General features: G+C 60.9%; 28 protein-coding genes and 1 pseudogene. 14 read left to right on the forward strand and 15 right to left on the reverse strand.

All coding sequences use genetic code 11. The features are described from left to right. The first annotated feature begins 8 nt into the window (after positions 1 to 8). From N2600_RS28995 to speB, 4 genes are read left to right on the forward strand one after another with little or no spacing between them, the layout of a single operon-like run. Positions 9 to 662, forward strand: coding sequence for an amino acid ABC transporter permease (locus tag N2600_RS28995; RefSeq protein WP_105008980.1), 654 nt, complete (start codon positions 9 to 11; stop codon positions 660 to 662). Then, a complete protein-coding gene (locus N2600_RS29000; RefSeq protein ID WP_260299070.1) occupies positions 659 to 1,306 on the forward strand; it encodes an amino acid ABC transporter permease in 648 nt (215 codons plus the stop codon). Before N2600_RS28995 ends, N2600_RS29000 begins: the two co-directional genes overlap by 4 nt. A 1-nt stretch (position 1,307) precedes the next feature. Next, positions 1,308 to 2,090 (forward strand): amino acid ABC transporter ATP-binding protein, encoded by a 783-nt coding sequence (locus N2600_RS29005; protein ID WP_105008982.1) that lies wholly within the window; start codon positions 1,308 to 1,310, stop codon positions 2,088 to 2,090. A 19-nt stretch (positions 2,091 to 2,109) separates the two neighbouring features. After that, on the forward strand, positions 2,110 to 3,060 hold the full coding sequence (speB, locus tag N2600_RS29010) for an agmatinase (RefSeq protein WP_105008983.1): 951 nt from the start codon (positions 2,110 to 2,112) through the stop codon (positions 3,058 to 3,060). 144 nt (positions 3,061 to 3,204) lie between these two features. Here the strand turns inward: speB and N2600_RS29015 are convergent, their stop codons facing one another. The 6 genes from N2600_RS29015 to argE form a co-directional block, all read right to left on the reverse strand. After that, a complete protein-coding gene (locus N2600_RS29015; RefSeq protein ID WP_260299071.1) occupies positions 3,205 to 4,662 on the reverse strand; it encodes an NAD-dependent succinate-semialdehyde dehydrogenase in 1,458 nt (485 codons plus the stop codon). Between the two features lie 15 nt (positions 4,663 to 4,677). Beyond that, a complete protein-coding gene (locus N2600_RS29020) occupies positions 4,678 to 5,721 on the reverse strand; it encodes a tartrate dehydrogenase (protein WP_170259599.1) in 1,044 nt (347 codons plus the stop codon). Beyond that, entirely contained in the window at positions 5,718 to 7,193 is a 1,476-nt protein-coding gene (locus N2600_RS29025) for an aldehyde dehydrogenase family protein (RefSeq protein WP_170259600.1), read from the reverse strand. The genes N2600_RS29020 and N2600_RS29025 overlap by 4 nt, the downstream gene beginning before the upstream one ends. A 129-nt stretch (positions 7,194 to 7,322) precedes the next feature. After that, complete coding sequence (locus N2600_RS29030; protein ID WP_170259601.1) at positions 7,323 to 7,676, reverse strand: cupin domain-containing protein; 354 nt, start codon at positions 7,674 to 7,676, stop codon at positions 7,323 to 7,325. Positions 7,677 to 7,701: 25 nt separating this feature from the next. Continuing rightward, positions 7,702 to 8,625, reverse strand: coding sequence for a 2-hydroxyacid dehydrogenase (locus tag N2600_RS29035; protein WP_170259602.1), 924 nt, complete (start codon positions 8,623 to 8,625; stop codon positions 7,702 to 7,704). A gap of 21 nt (positions 8,626 to 8,646) precedes the next feature. Next, positions 8,647 to 9,771, reverse strand: coding sequence for an acetylornithine deacetylase (gene argE / locus N2600_RS29040; protein ID WP_260299072.1), 1,125 nt, complete (start codon positions 9,769 to 9,771; stop codon positions 8,647 to 8,649). Positions 9,772 to 10,031: 260 nt separating this feature from the next. On the opposite strand from argE, the gene N2600_RS29045 reads away from it, so the two are divergent. Continuing rightward, a complete protein-coding gene (locus N2600_RS29045) occupies positions 10,032 to 10,952 on the forward strand; it encodes a GNAT family N-acetyltransferase (protein ID WP_170259733.1) in 921 nt (306 codons plus the stop codon). Positions 10,953 to 10,995: 43 nt separating this feature from the next. Here the strand turns inward: N2600_RS29045 and N2600_RS29050 are convergent. Together N2600_RS29050 and N2600_RS29055 are read right to left on the reverse strand one after the other, a co-directional pair. Next, a pseudogene (locus tag N2600_RS29050) lies at positions 10,996 to 11,201 on the reverse strand (hypothetical protein). Between the two features lie 24 nt (positions 11,202 to 11,225). Then, positions 11,226 to 11,930 carry a 5-formyltetrahydrofolate cyclo-ligase gene (locus tag N2600_RS29055; RefSeq protein WP_170259604.1) on the reverse strand — a complete coding sequence of 235 codons (705 nt, stop codon included), beginning with the start codon at positions 11,928 to 11,930 and terminating at the stop codon, positions 11,226 to 11,228. Positions 11,931 to 12,185: 255 nt separating this feature from the next. Here N2600_RS29055 and N2600_RS29060 point away from each other — a divergent pair, with 255 nt between their 5' ends. Next, on the forward strand, positions 12,186 to 12,464 hold the full coding sequence (locus N2600_RS29060; RefSeq protein ID WP_162116293.1) for a hypothetical protein: 279 nt from the start codon (positions 12,186 to 12,188) through the stop codon (positions 12,462 to 12,464). On the opposite strand, the gene N2600_RS29065 is transcribed toward N2600_RS29060, so the two are convergent. Beyond that, positions 12,437 to 12,748, reverse strand: coding sequence for a hypothetical protein (locus tag N2600_RS29065; protein WP_170259605.1), 312 nt, complete (start codon positions 12,746 to 12,748; stop codon positions 12,437 to 12,439). The genes N2600_RS29060 and N2600_RS29065 overlap by 28 nt on opposite strands. 266 nt (positions 12,749 to 13,014) lie before the next feature. Here N2600_RS29065 and N2600_RS29070 point away from each other — a divergent pair, with 266 nt between their 5' ends. The 3 genes from N2600_RS29070 to N2600_RS29080 are packed head-to-tail and all read left to right on the forward strand — an operon-like array spanning position 13,015 to position 15,420. Beyond that, on the forward strand, positions 13,015 to 13,920 hold the full coding sequence (locus N2600_RS29070; RefSeq protein ID WP_170259606.1) for a LysR family transcriptional regulator: 906 nt from the start codon (positions 13,015 to 13,017) through the stop codon (positions 13,918 to 13,920). 55 nt (positions 13,921 to 13,975) lie between these two features. Continuing rightward, positions 13,976 to 15,106, forward strand: coding sequence for an HPP family protein (locus tag N2600_RS29075; protein ID WP_170259607.1), 1,131 nt, complete (start codon positions 13,976 to 13,978; stop codon positions 15,104 to 15,106). 35 nt (positions 15,107 to 15,141) lie between these two features. Continuing rightward, complete coding sequence (locus N2600_RS29080; protein WP_170279623.1) at positions 15,142 to 15,420, forward strand: DUF6522 family protein; 279 nt, start codon at positions 15,142 to 15,144, stop codon at positions 15,418 to 15,420. A gap of 56 nt (positions 15,421 to 15,476) precedes the next feature. Here the strand turns inward: N2600_RS29080 and N2600_RS29085 are convergent, their stop codons facing one another. From N2600_RS29085 to N2600_RS29095, 3 genes are all read right to left on the reverse strand, one after another. Beyond that, positions 15,477 to 15,713, reverse strand: coding sequence for a hypothetical protein (locus N2600_RS29085; RefSeq protein WP_170259609.1), 237 nt, complete (start codon positions 15,711 to 15,713; stop codon positions 15,477 to 15,479). 54 nt (positions 15,714 to 15,767) lie between these two features. After that, entirely contained in the window at positions 15,768 to 17,396 is a 1,629-nt protein-coding gene (groL, locus tag N2600_RS29090; protein WP_260299073.1) for a chaperonin GroEL, read from the reverse strand. A gap of 144 nt (positions 17,397 to 17,540) precedes the next feature. Further along, positions 17,541 to 17,855 carry a co-chaperone GroES gene (locus N2600_RS29095; RefSeq protein ID WP_170259611.1) on the reverse strand — a complete coding sequence of 105 codons (315 nt, stop codon included), beginning with the start codon at positions 17,853 to 17,855 and terminating at the stop codon, positions 17,541 to 17,543. Between the two features lie 324 nt (positions 17,856 to 18,179). On the opposite strand from N2600_RS29095, the gene N2600_RS29100 reads away from it, so the two are divergent. The 4 genes from N2600_RS29100 to N2600_RS29115 all read left to right on the forward strand — a co-directional run bounded on the left by N2600_RS29100 (position 18,180) and on the right by N2600_RS29115 (position 19,733). After that, the gene (locus N2600_RS29100; protein WP_164578840.1) at positions 18,180 to 18,470 is read left to right on the forward strand and encodes a hypothetical protein; all 291 of its coding nucleotides are present in this window, start codon (positions 18,180 to 18,182) and stop codon (positions 18,468 to 18,470) included. Positions 18,471 to 18,578: 108 nt separating this feature from the next. Beyond that, entirely contained in the window at positions 18,579 to 18,935 is a 357-nt protein-coding gene (locus tag N2600_RS29105) for a hypothetical protein (protein WP_170259612.1), read from the forward strand. Positions 18,936 to 18,981: 46 nt separating this feature from the next. Then, positions 18,982 to 19,308: a DUF2934 domain-containing protein gene (locus N2600_RS29110; RefSeq protein WP_170259613.1), complete on the forward strand. Its 327-nt coding sequence runs from the start codon at positions 18,982 to 18,984 to the stop codon at positions 19,306 to 19,308. 5 nt (positions 19,309 to 19,313) lie between these two features. Then, positions 19,314 to 19,733, forward strand: a complete 420-nt coding sequence (locus tag N2600_RS29115; protein ID WP_170259734.1) for an HD domain-containing protein — start codon at positions 19,314 to 19,316, stop codon at positions 19,731 to 19,733. A 128-nt stretch (positions 19,734 to 19,861) separates the two neighbouring features. Here N2600_RS29115 and N2600_RS29120 read toward each other — a convergent pair whose 3' ends face one another. Together N2600_RS29120 and N2600_RS29125 are read right to left on the reverse strand one after the other, a co-directional pair. Then, entirely contained in the window at positions 19,862 to 20,131 is a 270-nt protein-coding gene (locus tag N2600_RS29120; protein ID WP_170259614.1) for a cyclase, read from the reverse strand. A 44-nt stretch (positions 20,132 to 20,175) separates the two neighbouring features. Continuing rightward, positions 20,176 to 20,439, reverse strand: a complete 264-nt coding sequence (locus tag N2600_RS29125) for a hypothetical protein (RefSeq protein ID WP_260299074.1) — start codon at positions 20,437 to 20,439, stop codon at positions 20,176 to 20,178. A 248-nt stretch (positions 20,440 to 20,687) separates the two neighbouring features. On the opposite strand from N2600_RS29125, the gene N2600_RS29130 reads away from it, so the two are divergent. Next, positions 20,688 to 21,194 (forward strand): HIT family protein, encoded by a 507-nt coding sequence (locus N2600_RS29130; protein ID WP_260299075.1) that lies wholly within the window; start codon positions 20,688 to 20,690, stop codon positions 21,192 to 21,194. 40 nt (positions 21,195 to 21,234) lie between these two features. On the opposite strand, the gene N2600_RS29135 is transcribed toward N2600_RS29130, so the two are convergent. Further along, positions 21,235 to 23,085, reverse strand: coding sequence for a DUF2264 domain-containing protein (locus N2600_RS29135; RefSeq protein WP_260299076.1), 1,851 nt, complete (start codon positions 23,083 to 23,085; stop codon positions 21,235 to 21,237). Between the last annotated feature and the right edge of the window lie 71 nt (positions 23,086 to 23,156).

Here is a 23,156-nt window from a genome sequence, read left to right on the forward strand (position 1 = left end):
AACCGGTCATGGACAGGATACTGGCGGACGTCTGGCCGGCTCTTCTCAATGGTCTCTTCACCACGGTCACGGTCAGCTTTTCGGCGCTTCTGCTCGGCGGGCCGCTGGCTGTGCTGCTTGCAGCCGCCTCGCGCGGCGGTCGGCTGCCGCGTGCCGTAGCGGGGCTGTATGTCTCGTTCTGGCGTGGCACGCCGATTCTCGTCCAGCTTCTCGTTGTCTTCTATCTGCTGCCGTTTCTCGGCCTGGAACTGGAGCCACCAGTCGCCTCCACCTTGGCGCTGGCGCTTAACACCGCGGCTTTCCAATCGGAAATCTACCGTGCCGGGCTGCTGGCGGTGCCGAGAGGTGAGATTGAGGCGGCCAAAATGCTTGGCTTGACGGCGGCTCAAACCTTCTTGCGCATCGAGGTGCCGCAAGCTGTGCGCAAGATGCTGCCGGCGCTTGTCGGAGAAATGCAGGCGCTGGTGAAGAATTCGTCCCTGGTTTCAGTTATCGCGGTTATGGACGTCACCCGCAGGGCACAACAAGTCGCGGCTTCTACGTTCCGTCCGTTGGAGGCCTATGCCTCCGCTCTCCTGCTGTATGTGGGAATTGGCGCGGTTCTGGCCGGTATTGGTCTTCTGGTGGAGCGCCGCCTGACCCAAGGGGCCAGACAACGATGATCGGCTTTTTCAATGATCTTCCGTTTTATCTCTCCGGTCTTGCAACCACGACCGCCGTTTCGGTTCTCGGAATTTGCATTGCCGTTCTGGTCGGCGTCTTGCTGGCATTGTCCCTTCGCAGCCGCTTGCGGTTCCTGTCCCTGACGGTCAGGGTCTATGTCGAATTCGCCCGTGGCGCACCTCTGGCACTGGTGCTCTTCCTTCTATACTACGGCGGCCCGCAATTCGGTTTGGTGCTCAGTCCCTATGTCACCGGCATTGTCGGTCTCGGTCTTTATGGCGCGGGGCCCTTCGCGGAAATTTTCCGGGCTGGGCTCGATGCGGTGCCGAAGGGCGAATGCGAGGCGGCCGCTATGCTCGGCCTCACACCCGGCCAGGCGCTCCTGCATGTGGAACTGCCGCAGGCGATAAAATTGACGCTTCCGCCCTCCGTCGGGCAGGCGATCAATCTGGTGAAGGAATCTGCTGTTCTGTCCGTCATCACACTCGGTGAACTGACAAAGGTTGCAGGAACAATCAGTTCCATCAGTTTCGCGGTCGTCACTCCCTACCTCACCGTCGCTCTGCTTTATTGGGCGCTCGTCGAAACCATTGCGCGGCTCGGCTTAAACGCAGAGCGCCGCCTTGCAGCGAAAGGCTCCTGACATGACGGCAAGACCGGCGGCGATATCGGTTCGCGGACTTGAGAAACGCTTCGGCGAAAAAACGGTACTGAACGGTATCGATCTTGATATTCATGCCGGCGATGTCGCTTGCATCATCGGTCCCTCCGGCTCGGGCAAGAGCACGCTCCTGCGTTCCATCGCCTTTCTTGATCCTTACGACGCCGGCGAGGTGAATGTGTTCGGCCGGATGATGGGCTGGCGGGAAACGCCCCTGGCGCGTGAACGTGCCGGCGCGAAGGAGCTAGCCGACGTCCGACGTCCACTTGGCATGGTATTCCAGCATTTCCATCTCTGGCCGCATATGAACGTGCTCGACAACGTGACACTTGCGCTCCGGCTCGTCCACCGCGTCCCTCGCGCCGAGGCAGAAGAAACCGGACATGCGGCGCTAGCCAAGGTGGGGCTCGCAGCTTTCGCCGACCGTCGTCCCGAAAGTCTTTCCGGTGGGCAGAAGCAGCGCGTGGCAATCGCCCGAGCGCTTGCCGTGAAACCGAAAGTGATGTTGTTCGACGAGCCGACCTCGGCGCTGGACCCGGAACTGGTGGGCGAGGTGCTCTCGGTCATGAGAGCGCTCGCTGCCGAAGGCATGACCATGCTCATCGTCACGCATGAAATGGGATTTGCCGCTCACGCGGCCAACCGCGTCGTCTTCATGGATGGCGGACGCATTGTTGAGGAAGGCTCGCCGCAAACGCTTTTCGCAGCGCCAAAGAGCGAGCGCCTTTCGCAATTCCTGCAAACCTGGCGCGAACGCGCATTTTGATATCTTGAAAGGAAGACCCATGGCTGCTCACGGTTACAACACCGGCCGGCTGAATCTACCATTCGTCGGCATTTCCACCTTCGCCAAGAGTCCCTATGTCGAGAACTGGGACGCGATCGACGCCGATGTCGCAATCCTCGGAGCGCCCTTCGACTTCGGTACGCAATGGCGCTCCGGCGCCCGCTTCGGGCCGCGCGGCATCCGGGAGGCTTCCACATTGTTTTCTTTCGGCCATGCCGGAGCCTACGATCACGAAGATGACGTCACCTATCTCGAAAATGTCAGGATCGTAGACATAGGCGACGCCGACATCGTGCACACCGACACGATGACGAGCCACGCGAATATCGAGTTCGGTGTTCGCAAGATCCTTGTGGCGGGGGCGCTCCCCGTCGTACTCGGCGGTGACCACTCCATCAACATTCCCTGTATCAATGCTTTCAGCGATCAGGAGCCCATTCATTTGGTGCAGTTCGATGCCCATCTCGATTTCGTCGATGAGCGTCACGGCGTCCGCTATGGTCATGGCAGCCCGATGCGCCGTGCCTCGGAAAAGCCGTGGGTTACAGGCATGACGCAACTCGGGATCCGCAACGTCTCCTCCACCGCTAAGGAAGGCTATGACTATGCCCGAGCGCATGGATCGGAAATCCTCTCCGTTCGGCAAATCCGCAAGCTCGGCGTGGAAAATGTGCTGGAGCGCATTCCTGCGGGAAAGCGCTATTATCTCTCCATCGACATCGATGGTTTCGATCCTTCAATCGCGCCTGGCACCGGCACGCCGAGCCACGGCGGCTTCATCTACTACGAGGTTCTGGAACTGATCGCAGGGTTAGCGAAGCGCGGCAAGATCGTCGGCATCGATCTGGTCGAAGTCGCGCCCGACTACGACCATACCGGCTCGACGGCTATCCTCGCCGCCCAGATTCTGCTCAATACCATCGGTCGCATCTTCGCGGTTAGCAGTTAAGCTCAGCAGTGAATGCCGCTTTGCGAAACTCCTGTCTTTTCAGTGTGCGTAGCGGCAAGCTCCCATTCATATGGCAAAAATTGTAGCTTCGAGCCGACTGGGCTTAGTAGCGGGCGGCCGCCTTGTCGGCTCTCCTCTCCTCTCTTAGGCGAGCCCGCCGATGTGGAAGCTCTTCATTTCCAGATATTCATCGATGCCGCATTGGGCGCCTTCGCGGCCGAGGCCGGACTGCTTGACGCCGCCGAAGGGAGCGACCTCGGTCGAAATGGCCCCCGTGTTCAGGCCGAGCATCCCGAATTCGAGCGCTTCGGCGACCCGCCAGGAGCGTTTCAAGCTCTCGGTGTAGAAATAGGCCGCAAGGCCGAAGGGCGTGGCGTTGGCGATGCGGATCGCCTCTTCCTCGTTGTCGAAACGGAAAAGCGGGGCAACGGGTCCGAAGGTCTCTTCGCTGGCAAGCTGCATCTCGGTCGTCGCGCCGCCGAGCACCATCGGCACCGCATATTGATCGCCTTCAGGCACGGAACCCGCGGTTGCGAGGATGCTTGCTCCCTTTTCCACCGCATCGTCGACATGACGCTTGATCTTCTCGATCGCCGCCTTGTTGATCATCGGCCCGATATCGGTGCCGGCATCCGTGCCGGCCCCGACCTTCATGGCCGATACGCGTGCGGAAAGTTTGGCGGCAAAGGCCTCGTAGACGCCGGACTGGACGAGAAGGCGATTGGCGCAGACACAGGTCTGCCCGCCATTGCGGAATTTCGAGGCGATTGCGCCTTCCACGGCAAGATCGAGATCGGCATCGTCGAAGACGATGAACGGCGCGTTGCCGCCGAGTTCGAGACTGAGCCGCTTGACGCTGTCGGCCGCGCCGCGCATCAGCAGCGAGCCGACCCGGGTGGAGCCGGTGAAAGAGATCTTGCGGACGATCTGGTTTGCCATCAGTTCGTCGCCGATGCCGGCCGGCATGCCGGTGACGATATTGATCACCCCCTTGGGGATGCCGGCGCGATCCGCCAAGACGCCGAGCGCCAGCGCCGAAAAGGGGGTCAGGTCCGATGGTTTGACGACGACGGTGCAGCCTGCGGCGAGCGCCGGCCCGACCTTGCGGGTGATCATCGCATTCGGAAAATTCCACGGCGTGATGATCGCCGACACGCCGACGGGCTCCTTCAGAACGACGATCCGCCGGTCCGCCGTCGGCGAGGGAATGGTCGTTCCGCCGATGCGGCGCGCCTCCTCGGAAAACCATTTGATGAACGAGGCGCCGTAGCGGATTTCGCCGCGCGCTTCCATCAGCGGCTTGCCCTGCTCACGGGTGAGGATCAGTGCCAGATCCTCGATATTGTCGAGCAGCAGATCGTGCCAGATTTCCAGCAACGCGCCGCGCTCGGCATTGGTCTTTGCGCGCCATGGGCCGAAGGCCATTTCCGCCGCCGCGATTGCCGCTCTGGTATCGGCTCCGTCCATGTCGGGCACCGTGCCGAGCACATGCTGGGTCGCCGGATCGATCACCTCGATCGTACGTCCGGCTGCTGCCCCAAGCCATTCTCCGTCGATCAGCCCTTGCTGACGAAACAGGCCGCAATCCCTTAATCCGTTCATTCTGTTCTCCATTGATCAGCCAAGTGCCGAAAGCACCGATGCCGTGATCGCTTCGGTCTTGTCTTTGCCGGGAATTGCGCCGATGCGGCGTGCCGTCGTCGCCTCGATTGATGCCATCACCCTTTCGGCGGCAGCCGTTTCTCCCAAATGCTTCAGCATCATCGCGCCCGACCAGATCGCGGCGATCGGATTGGCGATGCCGAGATGAGCGATATCTGGCGCCGAGCCGTGGACCGGTTCGAACATCGATGGCGCCGAGCGATCGGGATTGATATTGGCGGAGGCTGCAAAGCCAAGCCCGCCCTGGATGGCGGCGCCGAGGTCGGTCAGGATGTCGCCGAACAGGTTGGAGGCGACCACGACGTCGAGACTATCAGGCGCCATGACCATGCGGGCGGCCATGGCGTCGATATGGTAGCTGGTCACCTCGACATCGGGGTATTCGGCTGCAAGCCTCTGGGTGATCTCGTCCCAGAAGACCATCGAATATTTCTGCGCGTTGGACTTCGTCACCGAGGCGAGCTTGTTGCGTCGCGCCCGTGCTTGCTCAAAGCCGAAGCGCAGAATGCGCTCGACTCCCTTGCGGGTGAAAATCGAGGTCTCCACAGCCACTTCATTATCGGTTCCCTGGTGGACGCGACCACCGGCGCCGGAATATTCGCCCTCGGTATTTTCACGAATGCACAGGATGTCGAAGCCGTCAGCTCTTAGCGGCCCCTGCACACCCGGTAGCAGCCGGTGCGGGCGGATATTGGCATATTGCACGAAGGCCTTGCGGATCGGCAGCAGAAGCCCATGCAGCGAGACGGAATCCGGCACTTTACGAGGCCAGCCGACGGCGCCGAGCAGGATGGCATCGAAGGATCTGAGCGTTTCGATGCCATCGGCGGGCATCATGCTGCCGTTCTCCAGATAGTAGTCGCAGGACCAGGGATAGATGGTCGCACCAAGAGAAAATCCGTTCAGGCCGGCTGCCTTTTCGAGTACGGCCCAGGCTGCAGCGGTCACGTCAGGGCCGATGCCGTCTCCGGGCAGAAGGGCGATCTTGTAGGTCTTCATCGCAGGTCCTCCAGGCTGATGAGCACACTCTTGCTCTTGCGGTTGGCGAGATAGGCGTCGCGACCGAGATCCTTGCCGATGCCGGACTGCTTGTAGCCGCCGGTCGGCAGGATATGGTCGCGCGAGCGGCCGTAACGGTTGACCCAGACGGTGCCGGCCGGCAGGCGGCGCGTCACGCGGATGGCACGCGAGAGATCGCGGGTAAAGAGGCCGGCGGCGAGCCCGTAGGCCGGATGGTCGGCGAGCCCCAGCGCCTCCTCCTCGTCCTCGAAGGTCTGAATGGTCAGCACCGGTCCAAAGATTTCTTCCAGAACCGCCGGCGATGTTGCGGTCACCCCCGAAATCAGGGTCGGTGCGTAGAAATAACCTTCGCGGTCGAGGCGTCGGCCACCGGTGAGGCATTCGGCGCCGTCGTCGATGGCGGCGCGGATGATACCGTCCATGCGGGCGATCTGGCGTTCGGAGATGACCGGCGAATAATCGGTCGCCTCATCCCAGGTGGGGCCGGGGCGGATCGCCGCCAGCCTCTCGACGAGTGCGGCCGCGACCGCGTCCGCCACCTTCGCCTCGACGATCAGGCGGGATCCGCAGACGCAGGCCTGCCCGGCGTTGGAGAGAATGCTGCCGGCGATTGCGCCCGCCGCAAGCTCGAGATCGGCATCGGCGAAGACCAGTTGCGGGCTTTTACCGCCGAGTTCGAGCGTCATCGGCTTGACGCCGGTGCGGGCGATATTGGTCATGATTGCCGCGCCGGCCGCAGTCGAGCCGGTGAAGCTGACCTTGGCGATGCCCGGATGTCCGGTGATCGCATTTCCGGTGGTTGGGCCGTCGCCGAGCACGATGTTGACGAGACCGGCCGGCAGGCCGGCCCGCACCGAAAGTTCGGCGAGATAGAGCGTCGAAAACGGCGTCATTTCCGATGGTTTCAGCACCACCGCATTGCCCGCCGCCAGCGCCGGGCCGAGCTTCCAGCCGGCCATCGACAAGGGAAAATTCCAGGGCGTGATGGCGCCGACGACGCCATAGGGTTCGGTCATGATCATGCCGAAATTGGCATCGTCTGTCGGCACAAGGTCGCCGCCTTCCTTGTCGGCGAACTCGCCAAAGAAGCGTATTTGCTCGGCGGTGACGGCGATGTCGCCGGCGACGAGATGACCGATGGGCCGTGTCGAGGAGAGCGCCTCGAGCCTGGCGAGGGTTTCCGCCTCGGCTTCGATCAGGTCCGCCCAGCGCTGCAGCGCCACGGTGCGCTCACGCGGCCGCACACCACCCCAATTGCTCGTCTTCAACGCTTCTTTGGCGGTTTCGATGGCCTGGTCGACAAGGGCTTCGTCGGCCAGCGGGCAGCCGGCATAGGCCGTGCCGTCGGATGGGCGATGCATGTCGATGACGGCCTCGGCCGGAACCAGCCGGCCGCCGATGAAATGTCCGACGGGCAGGGAAATCGTGTTCGGATCGAAGCTGAGTGTCATCGCATGTCCTCGGGATGGGCTGAGACAAGCCTAACTGGAGAACGCGAGCAGCATGCGTCGACCGGCGATGCCGCGGCGGCGAAAAATTGCGTTTTCGCCGCCGCCGCAGTCAAATCTACGGCGTCGGCGTCACGACACGGTGACGTAGATCTTGCGTACCGTCTCGATCGTCTTCCAGACGCCAACGAAACCCGGCTTCATGACGAAGCTGTCGCCGGCCTTGTAAACAACCGATTCGCCACCTTCCGGCGTGAGTTCGATCAGCCCGGAAAGAATATGGCAGAACTCGAACGTCTCGCCCTTGATCGAGCGCGTCTCGCCGGGTGTCGCTTCCCACACGCCGCTATGAACCGTCTCGCCGCGGGCAACGTCCTGTGCCCAGGTCTTAAAGGCGGGATTCCCCGAGATCATCCGTTCGGGGAGCGGTCCGGACTCGCGCGGCGCGAAGGTCGGATTGGTGTCGATCGTCTTGAGGAGGGACATGATTTTGCTTTCCTGGGTTGAGAACTCAGTAGCCGCGGCTGCGATCGATCAGCCCGATCGGATCAAGGCCCGCCTGGTGCCGTTTGATGTTGCCGATCACGGCAGCCGCGGCGGTTTCAGCTTGGGTGGCACTCGCAATGTGCGGCGTCAGCAGGATCTTCGGATGGTTCCAGAAGGCGTGATCCGCGGGCAGCGGTTCCGGCTCGGTGACGTCGACGACGGCGCCGGAGAGATGTCCGGCGTCGAGCGCACCGACAAGCGCCTGATGGTCGAGCTGAGCGCCGCGGCCGACATGGACGAGCGCAGCGTCAGCCGGCAATCCGGCGAAGAGCTCGGCATTCAGGAAGCCGCGCGTCTCATCCGTCAGCGGCAACAGGCAGACGAGAATGTCGGTGGTTGCAAGCAGAGTATCGAGGCCGTCGCGGCCGCTCAGGCATCGGATGCCGTCGATCTCGCGCGGGCTGCGGCTCCAGCCGGAAAGCTGAAAGCCGAAGGGTTGCAGACGTTCGAGCACCGCACTTCCAAGCATGCCGAGCCCGAGTACGCCGATGCGGCGTTCCGAGGCTTGCACCGCCGCGATCGCCTGCCAGGCCCGGCGCCGCTGCTGGTCGAGATAGGTCGGCAGGTCGCGATGGAGCGCAAGGACCGCCAGCGTCACATATTCCTGCATCATCCTGATGATGCCGTCCTCGACCATGCGCACCAGCTTGACCGATGCCGGCACGGCATCGATGCGGAACTGGTCGATACCGGCGCCGATCGAAAAGAGGATTTCGAGATTGCGATAGCGCGCGAGATCCTCGGGTACGGTCCAGGTGATCAGGTAGCGCACGGCGTCCGGTTCGACCGACTCGGGATCCATGGAGAAGGCAATGTCCGGCAGTTCCCGCGCGAAGGCATCGGCAAATATGGCGCCGCGCTTCGCATCGGAATTGAAGAGAAAGGTCATCGAATAGGCTCCTCGATCATGTCAGGCGGCGCAATGGCGGCCGAGTGCCTCGACCATCGCCTGGCAAGCCGAAAGTTCACTGGCGAGGATGAATTCGTCCGGCTTGTGGGCGCGGCCGATGTCGCCCGGTCCGCAGATGATCGCATCGATGCCGGCGCGCTGAAAAAGCCCGGCCTCCGTGCCGTAGCTGACGGCGGCGAGCGGCTCGGCGCCGGTCAGTCCGCCAAGCAGTGCTGCAAGCGGCGCATCGGCGGCCAGCGAAAGCGCCGGATAGGCGCTGAGCTCGCGCCATTCCACCTGAAAGCCGCGCTGCGACAACCCCTCGGCCGCCGTGCGGAGCGGCGCTAGCAACGCGGCGGGATCGACGCCGGAAATGGCCCGCGCTTCGAACTCTGCCTCGCAACTGTCTGGAATGATGTTGACCGCCTGGCCGCCCTTCAGCGTGCCGACCTGAAGCGAGGAGTAGGGCGGTTCGAAGACAGGATCGAACGGGCCGCAGGCGAGCCGTTCGGCTTCGGCGCGGGCGCGAGCCAGAACATCGGTAATGGCATGGATTGCGTTCAGTCCCTGGTCCGGACGCGAGGAGTGGCCGGAGCGGCCCCTGACTGTCAGCCGGGCGGCGGCCTTGCCCTTGTGGGCGCGGATTGCCCGCATGCCGCTCGGCTCACCGATGATCGCGCCAAGCGGAGTGGCGCAGAGCTCGGGCAGGCGGGCGATCATGTGGGGTACGCCGCGGCAGCCCGCCTCCTCGTCATAGGAAAGGGCAAGGTGGACGGGCTGGCGAAGCGGTGTTTCCGCCAGCGCCGGAACGGCCGCAAGAACGGCGGCCAGGAAACCCTTCATGTCGGTAGCGCCGCGACCGTAAAAGCGGTCTGCTTCGGCCCGCAAGCGGAAAGGGTCGCTGGTCCAGCCGCTTTCGGCGGCGGGGACCACGTCCATATGGCCTGAGAGGATATAGCCCGGCGTTTCCTTCGGGCCGATCGTGGCAAAGAGATTCGACCGATCGCCCTCAGGGCCGGGGAGCTCCGTGACGACAGCGCCGTGGCTTTGCAGATAGTGCCGGATCCACGCCACGATCTCGCCGTTCGGCGTGCCGACGACGGAGGGGAAACCAACGAGCCTTTCGAGAATTTCAATTGCCTGCATGGGATTCCTCACAGTGCGGGGATCTTCGAGGTGCCTGCAACTGGGCTGACGGGAGACGGCATTTCCGGGCTCTTAAGGTGAACGGCGACAGCGGCCGATTGGCCTAGTCAATGACTTTAGAGGACGCTCCAGGCTTTATTTGCCGAAAGTGTAGCGGATTTGGTCGATTGTTGTGTTTGCGCCGGCCTCACCAGTGAATTGTATCGAACGATCTGTTCTAGTCTTGGCAGAGGTTTCCAGATGCCGGCTTGGCCAGAAAAATGCGGCAGGGGGTGGGAGTGAGTGAACTGACATCCGAATCCAGGTTCGTCGATAGTTTCGAGACACATATCGCCGGGATCGACAGCGTTGCCCTCGACAAGTTGCATGCGCTGTCGATGACCGTCGCCTGGCCGCATCGTGGCGAAGACTGGCAGTTCTTGCGGGAATTCGGCCAGGGTATCGTGGCGATCGATGAAATCGGCCGCATCCTGGGCTCTGCGATGTGGTTTCCCTACGATGCCCAATTTGCCACGATCGGTATGGTCATCACCTCGCCGCGTCTTCAAACCAATGGCGCCGGGCAATGGCTCATGGGCCACGCGCTGGAGCAGGTCGCCGGGCGGAACCTCGGGCTGAATGCGACGCGCGCAGCGCGACGTCTCTATCATTCCCTGAACTTTGTTCACGAGGCGCTCGTCTTTCAATGCCAGGGAGAAGCGATATCGCCGCCGGGTGTGGAGCTGCCGCCCGGTGCCGCAATACGGGCAGTTGAGGCCAGCGATCTGGAAGCGATCGCCGAACTGGATTGCGTGGCCTTCGGCACCGATCGTAAGCTGCTCTTGGCCAGGCTGATGGCAAACTCCAAAGGCATCGTATTGACCCGCGCCGGCTGGATCGAGGCTTTCTCGCTTTGCCGGCGGTTCGGGCGTGGCCATGTCATCGGTCCCATTGTTGCGTGCAGTGACGCGGACGCGATCGCCGTCGTCCGCCCGCATGCGGCCGAGCATGCAGGGGCGTTCCTGCGCCTCGACACACGCGAGCAGGGCGGAAGTTTTTCCGATTTCCTCTCCCGCTGCGGACTTCCTGTCCACGATATCGTGACGACCATGTCGCTCGGCGGCCCCTGGCTCCCGGTTCCGGGACATCAAGCGGGGCACGAGCCGAGGACCTATGCGCTCGTCAGCCAGGCACTCGGTTGACGCAGGCCGGATAGGCGCCGACGCAACCGGCCTTCGCCATGCATCAAGCGCAGGGACAGAGGTGGAGGCAGGTCAAAACCTGCTGACGTTCGAATTCGGGCCGGAGCGAGTGGTATTCTCAGAACGCTACCGGGCTCTCCCAGCGGTACACGGTCTCGAGCGAGAACACTGAGGCATCGATCGGCAAGACAGGATGCCACCCATACCACTGCGACCAGATCTTTCTTACAGATCCCCGTCCATGATCATCGCTCGTCTGCTCATATCCATCAGCTAACCCTCGAACATCCGCGAGGCAAGGGAGCCAACGCCTTGGCGAAATCGGATTTCGACGTCGGTTACGATCGCATCCATGGGGATGTCGTGGTCCTGAGGACGGATGGTGTCGATCTCCTGGAAGTCGAAACCGACGCCGATCGCGAAAGGCCGGGGATGGAGAGAGGCCAGCGTTCGATCGAAATAGCCGCCTCCGAATCCGAGCCGATAACATTGCGCGTCGAATCCGACGACCGGCGCGACGACGATATCGGGCAAGCGCTCTTCGCCGCGAAGCGGAACCGGGATGTTCAGGATGCCGCGTGTCAGTTCCTCGCCGACGCTCCACGAGCGGAAGCTGAGGGGTGTCCTTTTTTCCGTCACCACTGGCAACAGGCAGGTGGCGCCGCAAGCTGCCGCCGACTGCATCCAGCCGCGAAGGTCCGGCTCACCCAGAAACGGCCAGTACAGGCTGACGTTGCGGCCGGCGATCTTCGGCAAAAGCCGATCCAGATGATGGCGGATCAGAGATGTTCGCTGCTCCCGCTCATTCGCGCCGAGCAGCGTCCGGCGCTCTATCAGACGACGGCGTTCAGCCTTCCGCCACTTCCGGACAGCTTCCGGGTGCGACTCAAACCCCATGTAAACCGGATCGACCTCGTGCATGAAGCAGGCCGGTGAGGCGTAGCCATCGGCAATGATTTTCCTGACATCGTCACTCATGGAGCGTTTCTTTTCTGTTCGTCGTCCTCATTTCATATTCAATTAGAGAATAACAGCGCGATACCATTCTTCAATAGAGATCGGTGTTCGCGTGACCTGAAATCTCTTTTGTCAGTGGGACGGGCTTCAGGCGCCGAAATCCAAGAGGGTTGCTTTCCCCGCGCCCAAACCTTCGGCTTCCACTCAAGGCATCTTGAAAGTATATCGTAATACGATATATTATCAACATGCACCGATTGTTGAGGAGCGAACTTCATGGAAAACCGACTGCATCCCGCGTTGCGCCGCCTTGCGCCCTTTCCTCGTGATGAGGCGTTCGAAAAGCTGCGGCAAAGAGTCCGCGCCTTGCTTGAGAATGGGGAAGCAAGTCGTTGGGAGCTTCTGCGCGCGGAATGGCTGTACGATGTGGCGTTGCTGACGAATGACTTTCGTCTCTGGATGCAGCATCTCGATAAGGGCTTCGGCACCGCCAACAAGACGGCATTATCCCCTGGAAGTGGGATGGCTCAGCTAATCGAACGCAGCCCGAGATAGGCCGCCAAACTGACGGCGGAGAGGGCGATTGTCAGCCTGGGTCTCGCATCGTCGAACATGACCGCCAGCGAAAGGCCGAGCATCAGGATGGCAGATTTTGCCCAGAGATTCTGATCGGAGACGGTGAAAGCGATTGCCGCCAGAAAGACGGCGCTCGCGACGATGGTCACTGCGGCGGATTTCTCGGCGAGATCGCCATCTGAGAAATACGGCAGCAGAAAACGGCGCATGCTCAAGCCAGAAGCGACGCTCAGAAGAAGACAGGTCAAGACAAGGTGCAACATGTGGTCGTCGCCGATCGATCTGCAGATCGTCCGGAAGACGCAAACCGCATGCCAGCCTCAAACCCGCAAATGCTCATCCGACGGAGGCAATGTCGCCGCCTGCATGGCTATTTCCTCGGCGTCGCGATCCTTTTTTCGGCAATCGCTTGCCTGTCCGGTCCGCGGATGGCGTTTTTCGTTCAACGCCGAAACCGGCTTGAGTTGGCATGATGATTTTTATATAGAGAATTATCTATCGTCTTAATTTCGGAAACGAGATCTTTTCATTGGACCTTTCGTCGATCGAGATATTCCTCGCCGTTGCCAGCGACCGCAGCGTGACCAAGGCTGCCAAGGCTGTAGGGCGGGTGCCGTCGAATGTGACGACGCGCATCCAGCAATTGGAGGAGGACCTCGGCGTTTCCCTCTTCAGCCGTGACAGCAAGAAGATGACGCTGACACGGGAGGGCGAGACGTTTCTTGCCTATGCGAACCGGCTTATGGCGCTTGCGCTCGAAGCGCGCCAGGCCGTGCGGCCTCTCGCCCCATCGGGAATATTGCGGGTCGGCACCATGGAGAGCACGGCGGCAAGCAGACTGCCGTCGGCGCTGACGCAATTCAATCAGATGTGGCCTGATGTGTCACTTCATCTGACGATGGGGGCCTCCCGCGATCTTGCCCGCGACGTTCTCTCCGATGTGCTGGATTGCGCGCTGATTGCCCGCCCACCCAAGACGATGCGCGAGGAGGATTCAGGTTTCGATGCTGAACTCAAGGCGCTGGAGATGGAGCCGATCTTCGTCGAAGAGCTGCTGATTGTGTTGCCATCCGGGCATCCCTCCATCAAATCCGCCGCAGACCTGCGTGTCGGATCACTCGCCGCTCTAGAGCCTGGCTGCACCTATCGCAGGATCGCCGAAAACTGGGCGCGCAAATCGAGCGCGCTGCCGACGAGCGAGCTCGGTTCCTACCACGCGATCCTGGCGAGCGTTGCGACCGGGAATACGGCGGGTGTCATGCCGCGATCCGTCCTTGACCTCATGCACTGGCCGACGCCTGTCCAGACCCATCAATTGGGGCTCGTTGAGACGCTGCTCGTCTATCGCAGGAATGATCGCCCCAGCGCGTTCAACGCATTCCACGAAGTCCTCAGCGCGACCAAAGGCAGAGGTCCCCGGTTGACAACAAACTAGTCCGCACACCTTTCTCCTTCGCCGCCAGATAATCCTCGCTTAAAATTGTCTTGTCATGCAGTATCCCGTTTCCCCAAAGCTGGGACCGAGCCGCTTCCGCCGCTTCCGTTTGTTCTCACCTATTCTGGCCGGTGCGACCTTACGAGAGCGATTGATTGCATGTCTCGGCGCTTTGCTGGCCATCGGTTTCACCGGCGTCATCAGCGGCTATCTGTTCGGACAGGGACCGCATCTTCCCTTGATCGTCGCGCCGATGGGGGCGTCCGCGGTGCTTCTTTTCGCGGTGCCGGCAAGCCCGCTGGCGCAGCCATGGTCGATCATCGGCGGCAATACGATTTCGGCTCTGATGGGAATCATTGCCGCCTATTTCATTCGTGATCCGATCATCGCGACCGGCGTCGGCGTTTCGCTTGCCATCGGCGCGATGTCCTTCACGCGGTGCCTTCATCCGCCAGGAGGTGCCGCCGCACTGACCGCCGTGCTCGGCGGCCCTGTCGTTGCCGGCTGGGGGTTCCTCTTTCCCTTCGTGCCCGTCGCTTTGAACTCCTGCATTCTCGTCGGTCTTGGCCTGCTGTTCCACAGGCTGTCGAAGCGGAATTATCCGCACGTCGTTCCAAAGCCGGCGGAGAACACCCATCAGACGATCGACCTGCCGTCTGCGGTGCGTGTGGGTTTCCGCGAGGAAGATGTCGATGCGGCCCTCGAAGCGCTTGACGAGACTTTCGATATCGACCGGGCAGACCTCGGCCGGCTGCTGCAGCAGGTCGAACTGCAAGCGGCCATCCGCTCAAACGGCAAGATCAGCTGTGCCGATATCATGTCGCGCGACGTGATCGCCATTGGGGAGGCTTCGGAACCGGATGCCGCTCGGCACCTTCTGCTCAAGCATAATATCCGTACACTGCCGGTGAAGGATCCAGAAGGCCGTCTCGTCGGCGCTGTCGGTTTACGGGAGTTGTCGATGAGCACTGAGACCATCGCCCATGCGATCTCGAGGCCGGCGGTGGCTAGACCGTTGGATCCTGCTCTGTCGCTATTGCCCGTTCTGACGGACGGGCGCACGCATGCCGTTATCATTGTCGATGGCGATTACCGCATTCTTGGCCTGATATCGCAGACGGATCTCCTGAGCGCAGTGGCGCGGCTGCTGCCAAAGGAGGACAATGCTATTGCGGCGGTGGCCTGAGGCGTGGACGTGGAGCTTAGCTGGAGAAGAAGTCGGTGCTGATCGAGCGCGATTCAAATGGCGATTTTATCCTGGAATCATCGGAACTGGCGGAGCGGTTCGGATTGTCGCTGGCCGATCTTCGCCGCCACATGCGCCATGGTTCCGTCGTCAGCTCCGTGGAAATCGGCACAGCTGAACACGAGGGGACGAAACGGGTGTCGCTTCGGCTCGGCAACAGGCTTTGGCAAGCTGTTTTGAACGATGAAAATGAAGTGCAGCAGGAGCAGATGACCGTTCTTCGGGGTAAATCCTCCGGACGGCATCCACGCTGACATCATCGTTATGTGTGATCCCGCGCGGTGCTTATGACCTGCAGGCACCGCATTTCCTACCGATCGCTCGTTTCGAAGAGGCCGCGGGCCGCCTCGACCATCGACTGCAGGTGATTGGGGTCGCGCACACCCTGCCGGTAGAGTTCGATGACGATGCTCGCCATTCGTTCGGCTTCGTCGCTGTCCTTTGCCACCTGGTAATCGGATCTGATCTTGTCGAAGACCTGCTGGCAGATGTCGAGATCGCGGGAGTCCAGCGGTACCTGCGATCGGCTTTTGATCGTTTGAACCATCTCTATTCCCTTAGACATGGCCCGCCCGGGGGTGCGGGCGGGCCGGCAGCCTTTTTAGAAATCCATGCCGGCACCGGGAGGCATTGGCGGAGTGGCGTCCTTCTTGGGTTTTTCGGCGATCATGGCCTCCGTCGTGACGAGCAGACCGGCGATGGAGGACGCATCCTGAAGCGCGGTGCGCACCACTTTCGCCGGATCGATGACGCCCTGGGCATAGAGGTCGCCATATTCGCCCGTCTGAGCGTTCCAGCCATAGGAGAATTCGCTTTTCTCCCGCAGCTTGCCAACCACGATCGAGCCTTCTGCACCGGCGTTTTCGGCGATCTGGCGAGCCGGCGCCTCGACCGCGCGGCGGACGATCTCCACACCAACGCGCTGGTCCTGGTTGGCCGTATTGAGATTATCGAGCGCCTTGACGGCGCGCAGCAGCGCTACGCCGCCGCCGGGCAAGATGCCCTCTTCGACGGCGGCACGGGTTGCATGAAGCGCGTCGTCGACGCGATCCTTCTTCTCCTTCACCTCGACTTCGGTCGAGCCGCCGACGCGGATGACGGCAACGCCGCCGGCGAGCTTGGCAAGACGTTCCTGCAGCTTCTCGCGGTCGTAGTCGGAGGTGGTTTCCTCGATCTGGGCGCGGATCTGGGCAATACGGCCTTCGATGTCGGTCTTGGCGCCTGACCCATCGACGATTGTGGTGTTTTCCTTCTCGATCGAAACCTTCTTGGCACGGCCGAGCATGTCGAGCGTCACGGATTCGAGCTTGATGCCGAGATCTTCGGAGATGACGGTGCCGGCGGTCAGGATGGCGATGTCTTCGAGCATGGCCTTGCGGCGGTCGCCGAAGCCAGGCGCCTTGACGGCGGCAATCTTCAGGCCGCCGCGCAGCTTGTTGACGACGAGGGTAGCAAGCGCTTCGCCTTCGACGTCTTCAGCGATGATGAGGAGCGGCTTGCTGGATTGGACGACGGCTTCGAGAACCGGCAGCATCGACTGCAGGTTGGAGAGCTTTTTCTCGTGGATGAGAATATAAGGGTCTTCGAACTCGACCCGCATCTTGTCGGCATTTGTCACGAAATAGGGGCTGAGATAGCCGCGGTCGAACTGCATGCCTTCGACGACTTCGAGTTCGGTTTCGGCGGTCTTGGCTTCTTCGACCGTGATGACGCCATCATTGCCGACCCTTTCCATGGCATCCGCCAAAAAGCGGCCAATTTCGGCATCGCCGTTGGCGGAGATTGTGCCGACCTGGGCAATCTCCGAGTTATTCGAGATCTTGCGGGCGTTGGCCTTCAGTTCCGCGACGATGGCCGCGACCGCTAGATCGATGCCGCGCTTCAGGTCCATCGGGTTCATGCCCGACGTAACGGCCTTGGCGCCTTCCTTGACGATTGCCTGGGCCAGCACCGTTGCGGTCGTGGTGCCGTCGCCGGCGATGTCGCTGGTCTTCGAAGCAACTTCGCGGACCATCTGGGCGCCCATGTTTTCGAACTTGTCTTCGAGTTCGATTTCCTTGGCGACCGAAACGCCGTCCTTTGTGATGCGCGGCGCGCCGAACGACCTGTCGATCACGACGTTGCGGCCCTTCGGGCCGAGGGTCGCCTTCACGGCGTTGGCCAGGATGTCGACGCCACGCAGCATCTTCTCGCGGGCTTCGGTGCTGAATTTGATTTCTTTAGCAGCCATGTCCTCACTCCTTCATAGCCAGCCAGAGCAATTCCAGGAAAAGTGCGTTTTCGCTCGGAATTGCGTAAAATAAAAGCTTGGAACGGTTCTGCGTTTCCATGAAAAGCTGAAGCGCTCCAGCATCGACCGATGTCAGCCGGGACCTCAGGCGGCCTGCTTCTTTTCGCCTTGGGCCTCGATGATGCCCATCACGTCGCTTTCCTTCATGATCAGCAGGTCTTCGCCATTGATTTTGATCTCGGTGCCGGACCATTTGCCGAACAGGATGCGATCGCCGACCTTAACGTCGAGCGACTGGATCTGGCCGGCTTCGTTGCGCGCGCCGGGGCCGACGGCGATGACCTCGCCTTCCTGCGGCTTCTCCTTGGCGGTGTCTGGAATGATGATGCCGCCCTTTGTCTTTTCTTGTGAATCGACCCGGCGGACGAGAATGCGGTCATGAAGCGGTCGGAACGACATATCTTCCTCCATCGACAAACAATGATGACGTTGTTCCCGCGGCCGGACCGGATAACCGATCCGGGCGGGTGCAGGTTCGCGCGCGCGCCTTGCGCGAATGATCTGGTTCGAGGGTTCAGCAATTTCAAGAGGCGACGAAAGAAAAATTAGCACTCTCCGCCGGAGACTGCTAACGCCCGACAGGGAACAGACAATCCGCTCCTGCGTTCGAATAAAAAGGCGAATGGCATTGAGGCTTGAATCCGGATTTCGCCATTCCTAGTTCTGTGGTGGCCGAGGCTTGATGAGCTCGGCCACCGTCCCACGTCTTTAGGAGTGAGTGACATGGAAGAGAACACCAAACTGATCAAAGACCTCAGTATCGAGGAACGCGAGGAAATCTTCGTCGATATCGCTCGTACGCTGGAGGACACGGCGCGTGAGGCCCTTGTCGAAGGCAATACGCATTTTGCGGCACTTTCCAACAACATGGCCGAAGCGATCCGCGTCAACGCCGACGAACTCGCCCGTGACGATCCGGAAAATGCCGAGCTGGTATTGCAGCAGGCAACGGCGATGATCTCACAATTCGAAGCCGTGCACCCCTATCGGATGGTGAGCATGGCCGTGCATTGATCGCGCCCCGGGCGATGCGGCTCGCCACCCGCCCAATCATTCTCTAAACGCGCGCGGAACTCTCCTCGTTTGCAGAGGTTATTGGATCACAACATCGAAAGGTGACCCATGACGACTTCTAGATCCAACGTGCCGCCAGAGAGCGGCACGGACGATGCCCGGTCCGCCGATACCGAACGGGCCGAGATCGATCGCCAAAGGGCATTGGCAAACGCCCTGCGCAACGCGAGGTCGGCATCAGATCGCGATAGCGGCACCGGAACCCCAAGCCTGAAGCTTGCAATGGACTATCTTAGCCTCGGTGGCCACCGCCGATCCATGATCGACGACAATATCACCGACGTTCGCCAGTGGGATGAGGATCCGCCGGAGGCGGAACGGTTCTGGAAGGAACGGGTGGAAACGCTTCCAAAGGATCAACGCAAACAGGTGGAGGATTTCCTTCCAACCATCAACACGCCTTGAAGAGTCGCTCTTCGGACGGCTCATCCCAATGCGCTTGGAGAAGGCCATGGCTATAGACAAGCACGAGCAGATTCGCCAGCGCGCCTACGAAATCTGGGAGGCCGAGGGCCGCCCGGAGGGCGCCGACAAGCGCCATTGGCTGCAAGCCTGCGACGAACTGGCCGGTGAGGATGAGCACGAGACGCTGCAGGACCTGCTCGATGAAGACGACAGGGATGATGCGGCCCTGCTTCAGGGCGCCGGTGAAAGCGGCGATTTCGATCGGCCAAGAACGAGGCCTGTTCAGGCCGCCAAGGCTCCGGTGCCTGACATCGAGATGACGACGGGCGAAAGACCTTCCACGCGGAAGATCAGGAAGACCGAAGGGCCGTGATCGTCATGCAGCATCTCGACCATGCCATCCAGATCGCACTTACGGCCCATGAAGGTCAGTCAGACAAGACCGGCCAGCCGTTCTTCGAGCACTGCCAGCGGGTAGCCCTTCTCGTTTCCGGCGACGAGCCACGAACGGTTGCCTACCTTCATGACGTCGTCGAGAAGGGAAACGGCTGGACGCTCGACAGGCTGAGGGAGGAAGGCTTTCCGCCGGCGATCATCTCCGCGGTAAATGCTCTGACACGGCGGCCGGACGAGCCGGACGACGACTTCGTCAGGCGTGCGGCATCAAACCCGCTGTCCTTGCCCGTCAAACGGGCCGATCTCGAAGACAATCTCCGGCAGGCCGAACAGGCCGGCAAGAAAACGGAAAAATACCAGCGCGGACTGGATCTCCTGCGCGACATAACGAGCGGATCATAATTTTACGCAGTTCGCCGGCACTGTCACCAAGGTCGGCAATCGGGCAAGCGTCCACTACCCGCCTTCATGTCATGCATCGAACGCCGGCGGCCTCCGTGGCACAGCGGCGGAGGCCATTTTGGCCCATTTCATGCTTTGTTGGCAAACCACACCGTCGGCGCGCCGAGCACGCCTGCCGTACGCATCGCCGTCTTCAGCTCGTCCAGCTTGCTGAATGCCTGCGCCGCTTCAAACGTGGCGAACTCGTGGGTGACGGTAATATCGTTCGGATTGTCGATGGCGCGATATACGGCCTGCGCCGTCACCCCGTTGGCCTTCTGCACCTGATGAAACGCATCATATGTCTTGCGCCAAGTGGCGTAGTCGGAAACCTCGTGCCTCACGAATAATGTCGTCATATCATCCTCCCGCGTTGCGTTTTCAAGTTCGGTTCAGACGCGTGTTACGATTGCACGAGGAACGTCATGGTCTCGGGCAAGACGCCGTCACTCGCCATCGCATCGGCCGCCGCCTTGGTCTGCATGAAGGCCATCAACTTATCCGTATCAGCAACGTCCATGACCAGGCCGACATGGTTGGACGTCTGAGGATCCGTAAACGTGCGAATGTTCGTGACGCCGATCGGTTCGAATATCTGTTTGCGCATCGGTGAAGCGAGCCAGTGTTTCGTGTCCTTGACATTGTGATGGACCATTATGGTTGGCATTGCATCCTCCTCTGGCCTTGAAAAATGAAAGGCCAGTACATCCCTACGCTTTGCCCAGCTGTAGTTCAACAATATTACGATGAACGGATATTTTGCTATTTTATCGAAGATATAAATATAATTACTTGGAGTAATCCGAAAATATTACGGTTGGCAACCGGTCTTGGCGCGTGTTATTTTCGCGACGATGGCTTTTGCAATAGTTCCGGCGTCCGGGACCGCCGCGCGTGAGACGACAGAGGCTCAGAATGACCGAACGCCAACCATTTGATCTCAAGGCTTATGGGCACGACATTAGAAAAAGGCCATGCTTTATCTGCGGCTTGGTCAGGAACGACCCTGACTTCTTTCACCATCGCGTTTTTGAAGACGACGAGACGATCATTTTCCTGAGCAAATATCCCACTCTATCGGGTTATTGCATCGTCTGTCCGAGGGAGCACCGTGAGGATCTGGCGCGGGACATGTCGACGGATGAATATCTTCGATTACAGGAGAAGGTGCATGTCTTGGCGCGCGCCCTCAAGAGCGTGTTCGACGCCGAGCGAATTTATGTGCTTTCGCTCGGCAGCCAACAAGCCAATAGCCACCTGCATTTTCATGTCGTTCCCTTGCCTTCAGGTGTACCTCTTGAAGAGCAGCAATATTATGCACTGATGGCGGAATACGGGGTTTTGCAGATACCTGACGATCAAATGGCACAGTTGGCGCAGCGCATCTCTGAAGCATACCGTTCCGAGCTGACCGCACGATAATCAATCTCCTGGCTCCCGGTTGAACCCGAATGCCCCCAAGCTACGTCCCGAGGGCGAATGCCGGCACCGGGGTGCCTTTTTCGCGAAAGAGCCGTTCCACCTCGTCGAGGCGGGGACAGGCCGGCGGATTATCGAGCGCCTTTGCCCAGTTTTCACGGCTGGGCAGGGCCATCGCGGCGGTCACCAGCACGGTGGTGCCTGGGCCGCTTTCGCCGCGTAGCTGCGGCAGCAGGGTCTTGGCGTGGATGAGATTGGTGTTCGGGATCGGGCTCATCGCATGGCCGGCCCTCGGATTGGGCGATAGATCGACGATGGCGCTGACGTCGGTCCGTCCGTACCAGACGGCCCGGCCATCGCTTGCATCGGAGCGATCGGCATTGAAATCCGCGCGTTCGATCGCAAAGCCGCCCTCGATGGTCAGCAGGATGCGCGGCGTGGCGATGCGGTGGATGCGTATGTGCCACGGGTTTTCGGGAAGCAGCCAGGTCTCGATGGTGACATCGCTCCAGGGGCGCCAGCGCGAATAGAGCAGGTCACCTGTTATCAACGCCTCTTCGAGGCTTTCCCGCATGCGGAAATGGACGCCGTCATCGGAGAGGCCGAGCATGCCGTCAAAGCTTGCGGCGGAGAAATTCCGGTCGTTGGCTTCGATGTTGAAGGCGTAGCGTGTGGAATAGACGAATTTCGAATATTTCTCGTTTGCGCCAAGCATCTTGTCGTGCTGCTGCCCTGAGGAGAGTACGACCACGTTTCCCGGCGTGTGCATGGCGACCATTCCCGCTGGCGTCAACGGAACCGGTTCCGGAAATTCCGGCTGCGGTGCCTCTTCGGCGGTCCAGAACGGATGACCCTGCGGAAGAGCGAGCGGCAGGAAGAATTTCAGGGCCCAATAGGGTGAACCGGGAGAGTTGTAGCTCTCGCTCATGAAGAGGTTCGGATAGCCGTAGCCGACCGAAAGAACGCCGTCGCGATCGGCAATCGGCATGGCGGACCACCAGCGGATATGGCGCATGTAATAGCCCTTGATCTCAGCCCAGGGCAGCGCCTCGACGCCGGCAAAGGCAAGCGCGCCCCAAAAGCCGCCCGCCGCAAAGCGGTAGGTCTGGCTGCGGCCGAAGGCTAGGGCTGCGCCATCCGGGCCGAACCAGTGGCGAATATCCCTGGCGAAGATCTCGGCGCGACCCCGGAAGCGATCCTTGCGCGCCTCGTCGCCCTTGGCCAGCACGGCATAGATCAGGCCGTAGAAATGCATGGCGAAGGGAATGTAATGATCGACCCGCCGAACCGGCCCGTCGCGATACCAGCCGTACCCGAGGTCGAAGGCCTCCAATTCGTCGAGATAGGCGAGGGTTTTCCGGTGATCGAACGCCACGCTCACGCGTTCCAGCCCGAGATCGATGAGCACACGGAAAAATTTCCAGTTGTTATCGATGAATTCCAACTCGCGCGCCCTGAGAAGATAGGCAGAGACCGTTTTCTTCTCGCTGTCGTCAAGCGGTTCCCAGATGTGCTCGGGAACGAGCGACAGGGCGAAGCCGACGGCGGCGAGCTCGACCAGCCGCTGATTGCGGTCGGCAAGATCGCCCCAATATTCGGGGTGAGCAGGATTGGTGCCGTTTGCCAGGCCGCGGCGATAGAGATCCCAATGCGGAAACGTGCCTCCGCCGGCAACGAGCGGAACGATCCCCCAGAGCGGCCGTGCAAATCCCTCCAGATCCGCCGCCGCCCGATCGAAGGTCGCGCCGGCTGCGCCGAGGCGCACACGGGCGCCGCCTTCGGAAAAATACGGCAGCAGCGGCTCGAAGAGATCGGTGACGGCCTTGGCCAGGTCGTCGCGTGTCCTCAGGGGATTGCCGAAAAGCGGATTGGCCCTTGCGGGATCATAGATCATCGTCAGCTCGAAATTCCTCAAACCAAATCGGCCGCGGGCCAGATGCCGGTCCGCGGCCAGGGCAATCTTGC

The sequence above is a fragment of the Rhizobium sp. WSM1274 genome (genome assembly GCF_025200775.1).
Taxonomy (GTDB): domain Bacteria; phylum Pseudomonadota; class Alphaproteobacteria; order Rhizobiales; family Rhizobiaceae; genus Rhizobium; species Rhizobium leguminosarum_I.

Coding starts and splice junctions, on each gene's coding strand:
- N2600_RS29025 (WP_170259600.1), bottom strand. CDS start 7,193: ATGACACTCAGCTTCGATCCGAACACGATTTCCCTGCCCGTCGGACAT.
- N2600_RS29105 (WP_170259612.1), top strand. CDS start 18,579: ATGACGACTTCTAGATCCAACGTGCCGCCAGAGAGCGGCACGGACGAT.
- N2600_RS29020 (WP_170259599.1), bottom strand. CDS start 5,721: ATGAAGACCTACAAGATCGCCCTTCTGCCCGGAGACGGCATCGGCCCT.
- N2600_RS29085 (WP_170259609.1), bottom strand. CDS start 15,713: ATGGTTCAAACGATCAAAAGCCGATCGCAGGTACCGCTGGACTCCCGC.
- N2600_RS29000 (WP_260299070.1), top strand. CDS start 659: ATGATCGGCTTTTTCAATGATCTTCCGTTTTATCTCTCCGGTCTTGCA.
- N2600_RS29130 (WP_260299075.1), top strand. CDS start 20,688: ATGACCGAACGCCAACCATTTGATCTCAAGGCTTATGGGCACGACATT.
- N2600_RS29005 (WP_105008982.1), top strand. CDS start 1,308: ATGACGGCAAGACCGGCGGCGATATCGGTTCGCGGACTTGAGAAACGC.
- N2600_RS29055 (WP_170259604.1), bottom strand. CDS start 11,930: ATGAGTGACGATGTCAGGAAAATCATTGCCGATGGCTACGCCTCACCG.
- groL (WP_260299073.1), bottom strand. CDS start 17,396: ATGGCTGCTAAAGAAATCAAATTCAGCACCGAAGCCCGCGAGAAGATG.
- N2600_RS29110 (WP_170259613.1), top strand. CDS start 18,982: ATGGCTATAGACAAGCACGAGCAGATTCGCCAGCGCGCCTACGAAATC.
- N2600_RS29030 (WP_170259601.1), bottom strand. CDS start 7,676: ATGTCCCTCCTCAAGACGATCGACACCAATCCGACCTTCGCGCCGCGC.
- N2600_RS29115 (WP_170259734.1), top strand. CDS start 19,314: ATGCAGCATCTCGACCATGCCATCCAGATCGCACTTACGGCCCATGAA.
- N2600_RS29015 (WP_260299071.1), bottom strand. CDS start 4,662: ATGAACGGATTAAGGGATTGCGGCCTGTTTCGTCAGCAAGGGCTGATC.
- N2600_RS29035 (WP_170259602.1), bottom strand. CDS start 8,625: ATGACCTTTCTCTTCAATTCCGATGCGAAGCGCGGCGCCATATTTGCC.
- N2600_RS29125 (WP_260299074.1), bottom strand. CDS start 20,439: ATGCCAACCATAATGGTCCATCACAATGTCAAGGACACGAAACACTGG.
- N2600_RS29060 (WP_162116293.1), top strand. CDS start 12,186: ATGGAAAACCGACTGCATCCCGCGTTGCGCCGCCTTGCGCCCTTTCCT.
- N2600_RS29100 (WP_164578840.1), top strand. CDS start 18,180: ATGGAAGAGAACACCAAACTGATCAAAGACCTCAGTATCGAGGAACGC.
- N2600_RS29075 (WP_170259607.1), top strand. CDS start 13,976: ATGCAGTATCCCGTTTCCCCAAAGCTGGGACCGAGCCGCTTCCGCCGC.
- N2600_RS29095 (WP_170259611.1), bottom strand. CDS start 17,855: ATGTCGTTCCGACCGCTTCATGACCGCATTCTCGTCCGCCGGGTCGAT.
- argE (WP_260299072.1), bottom strand. CDS start 9,771: ATGCAGGCAATTGAAATTCTCGAAAGGCTCGTTGGTTTCCCCTCCGTC.
- N2600_RS29045 (WP_170259733.1), top strand. CDS start 10,032: ATGCGGCAGGGGGTGGGAGTGAGTGAACTGACATCCGAATCCAGGTTC.
- N2600_RS29065 (WP_170259605.1), bottom strand. CDS start 12,748: ATGTTGCACCTTGTCTTGACCTGTCTTCTTCTGAGCGTCGCTTCTGGC.
- N2600_RS29120 (WP_170259614.1), bottom strand. CDS start 20,131: ATGACGACATTATTCGTGAGGCACGAGGTTTCCGACTACGCCACTTGG.
- speB (WP_105008983.1), top strand. CDS start 2,110: ATGGCTGCTCACGGTTACAACACCGGCCGGCTGAATCTACCATTCGTC.
- N2600_RS29135 (WP_260299076.1), bottom strand. CDS start 23,085: ATGATCTATGATCCCGCAAGGGCCAATCCGCTTTTCGGCAATCCCCTG.
- N2600_RS28995 (WP_105008980.1), top strand. CDS start 9: ATGGACAGGATACTGGCGGACGTCTGGCCGGCTCTTCTCAATGGTCTC.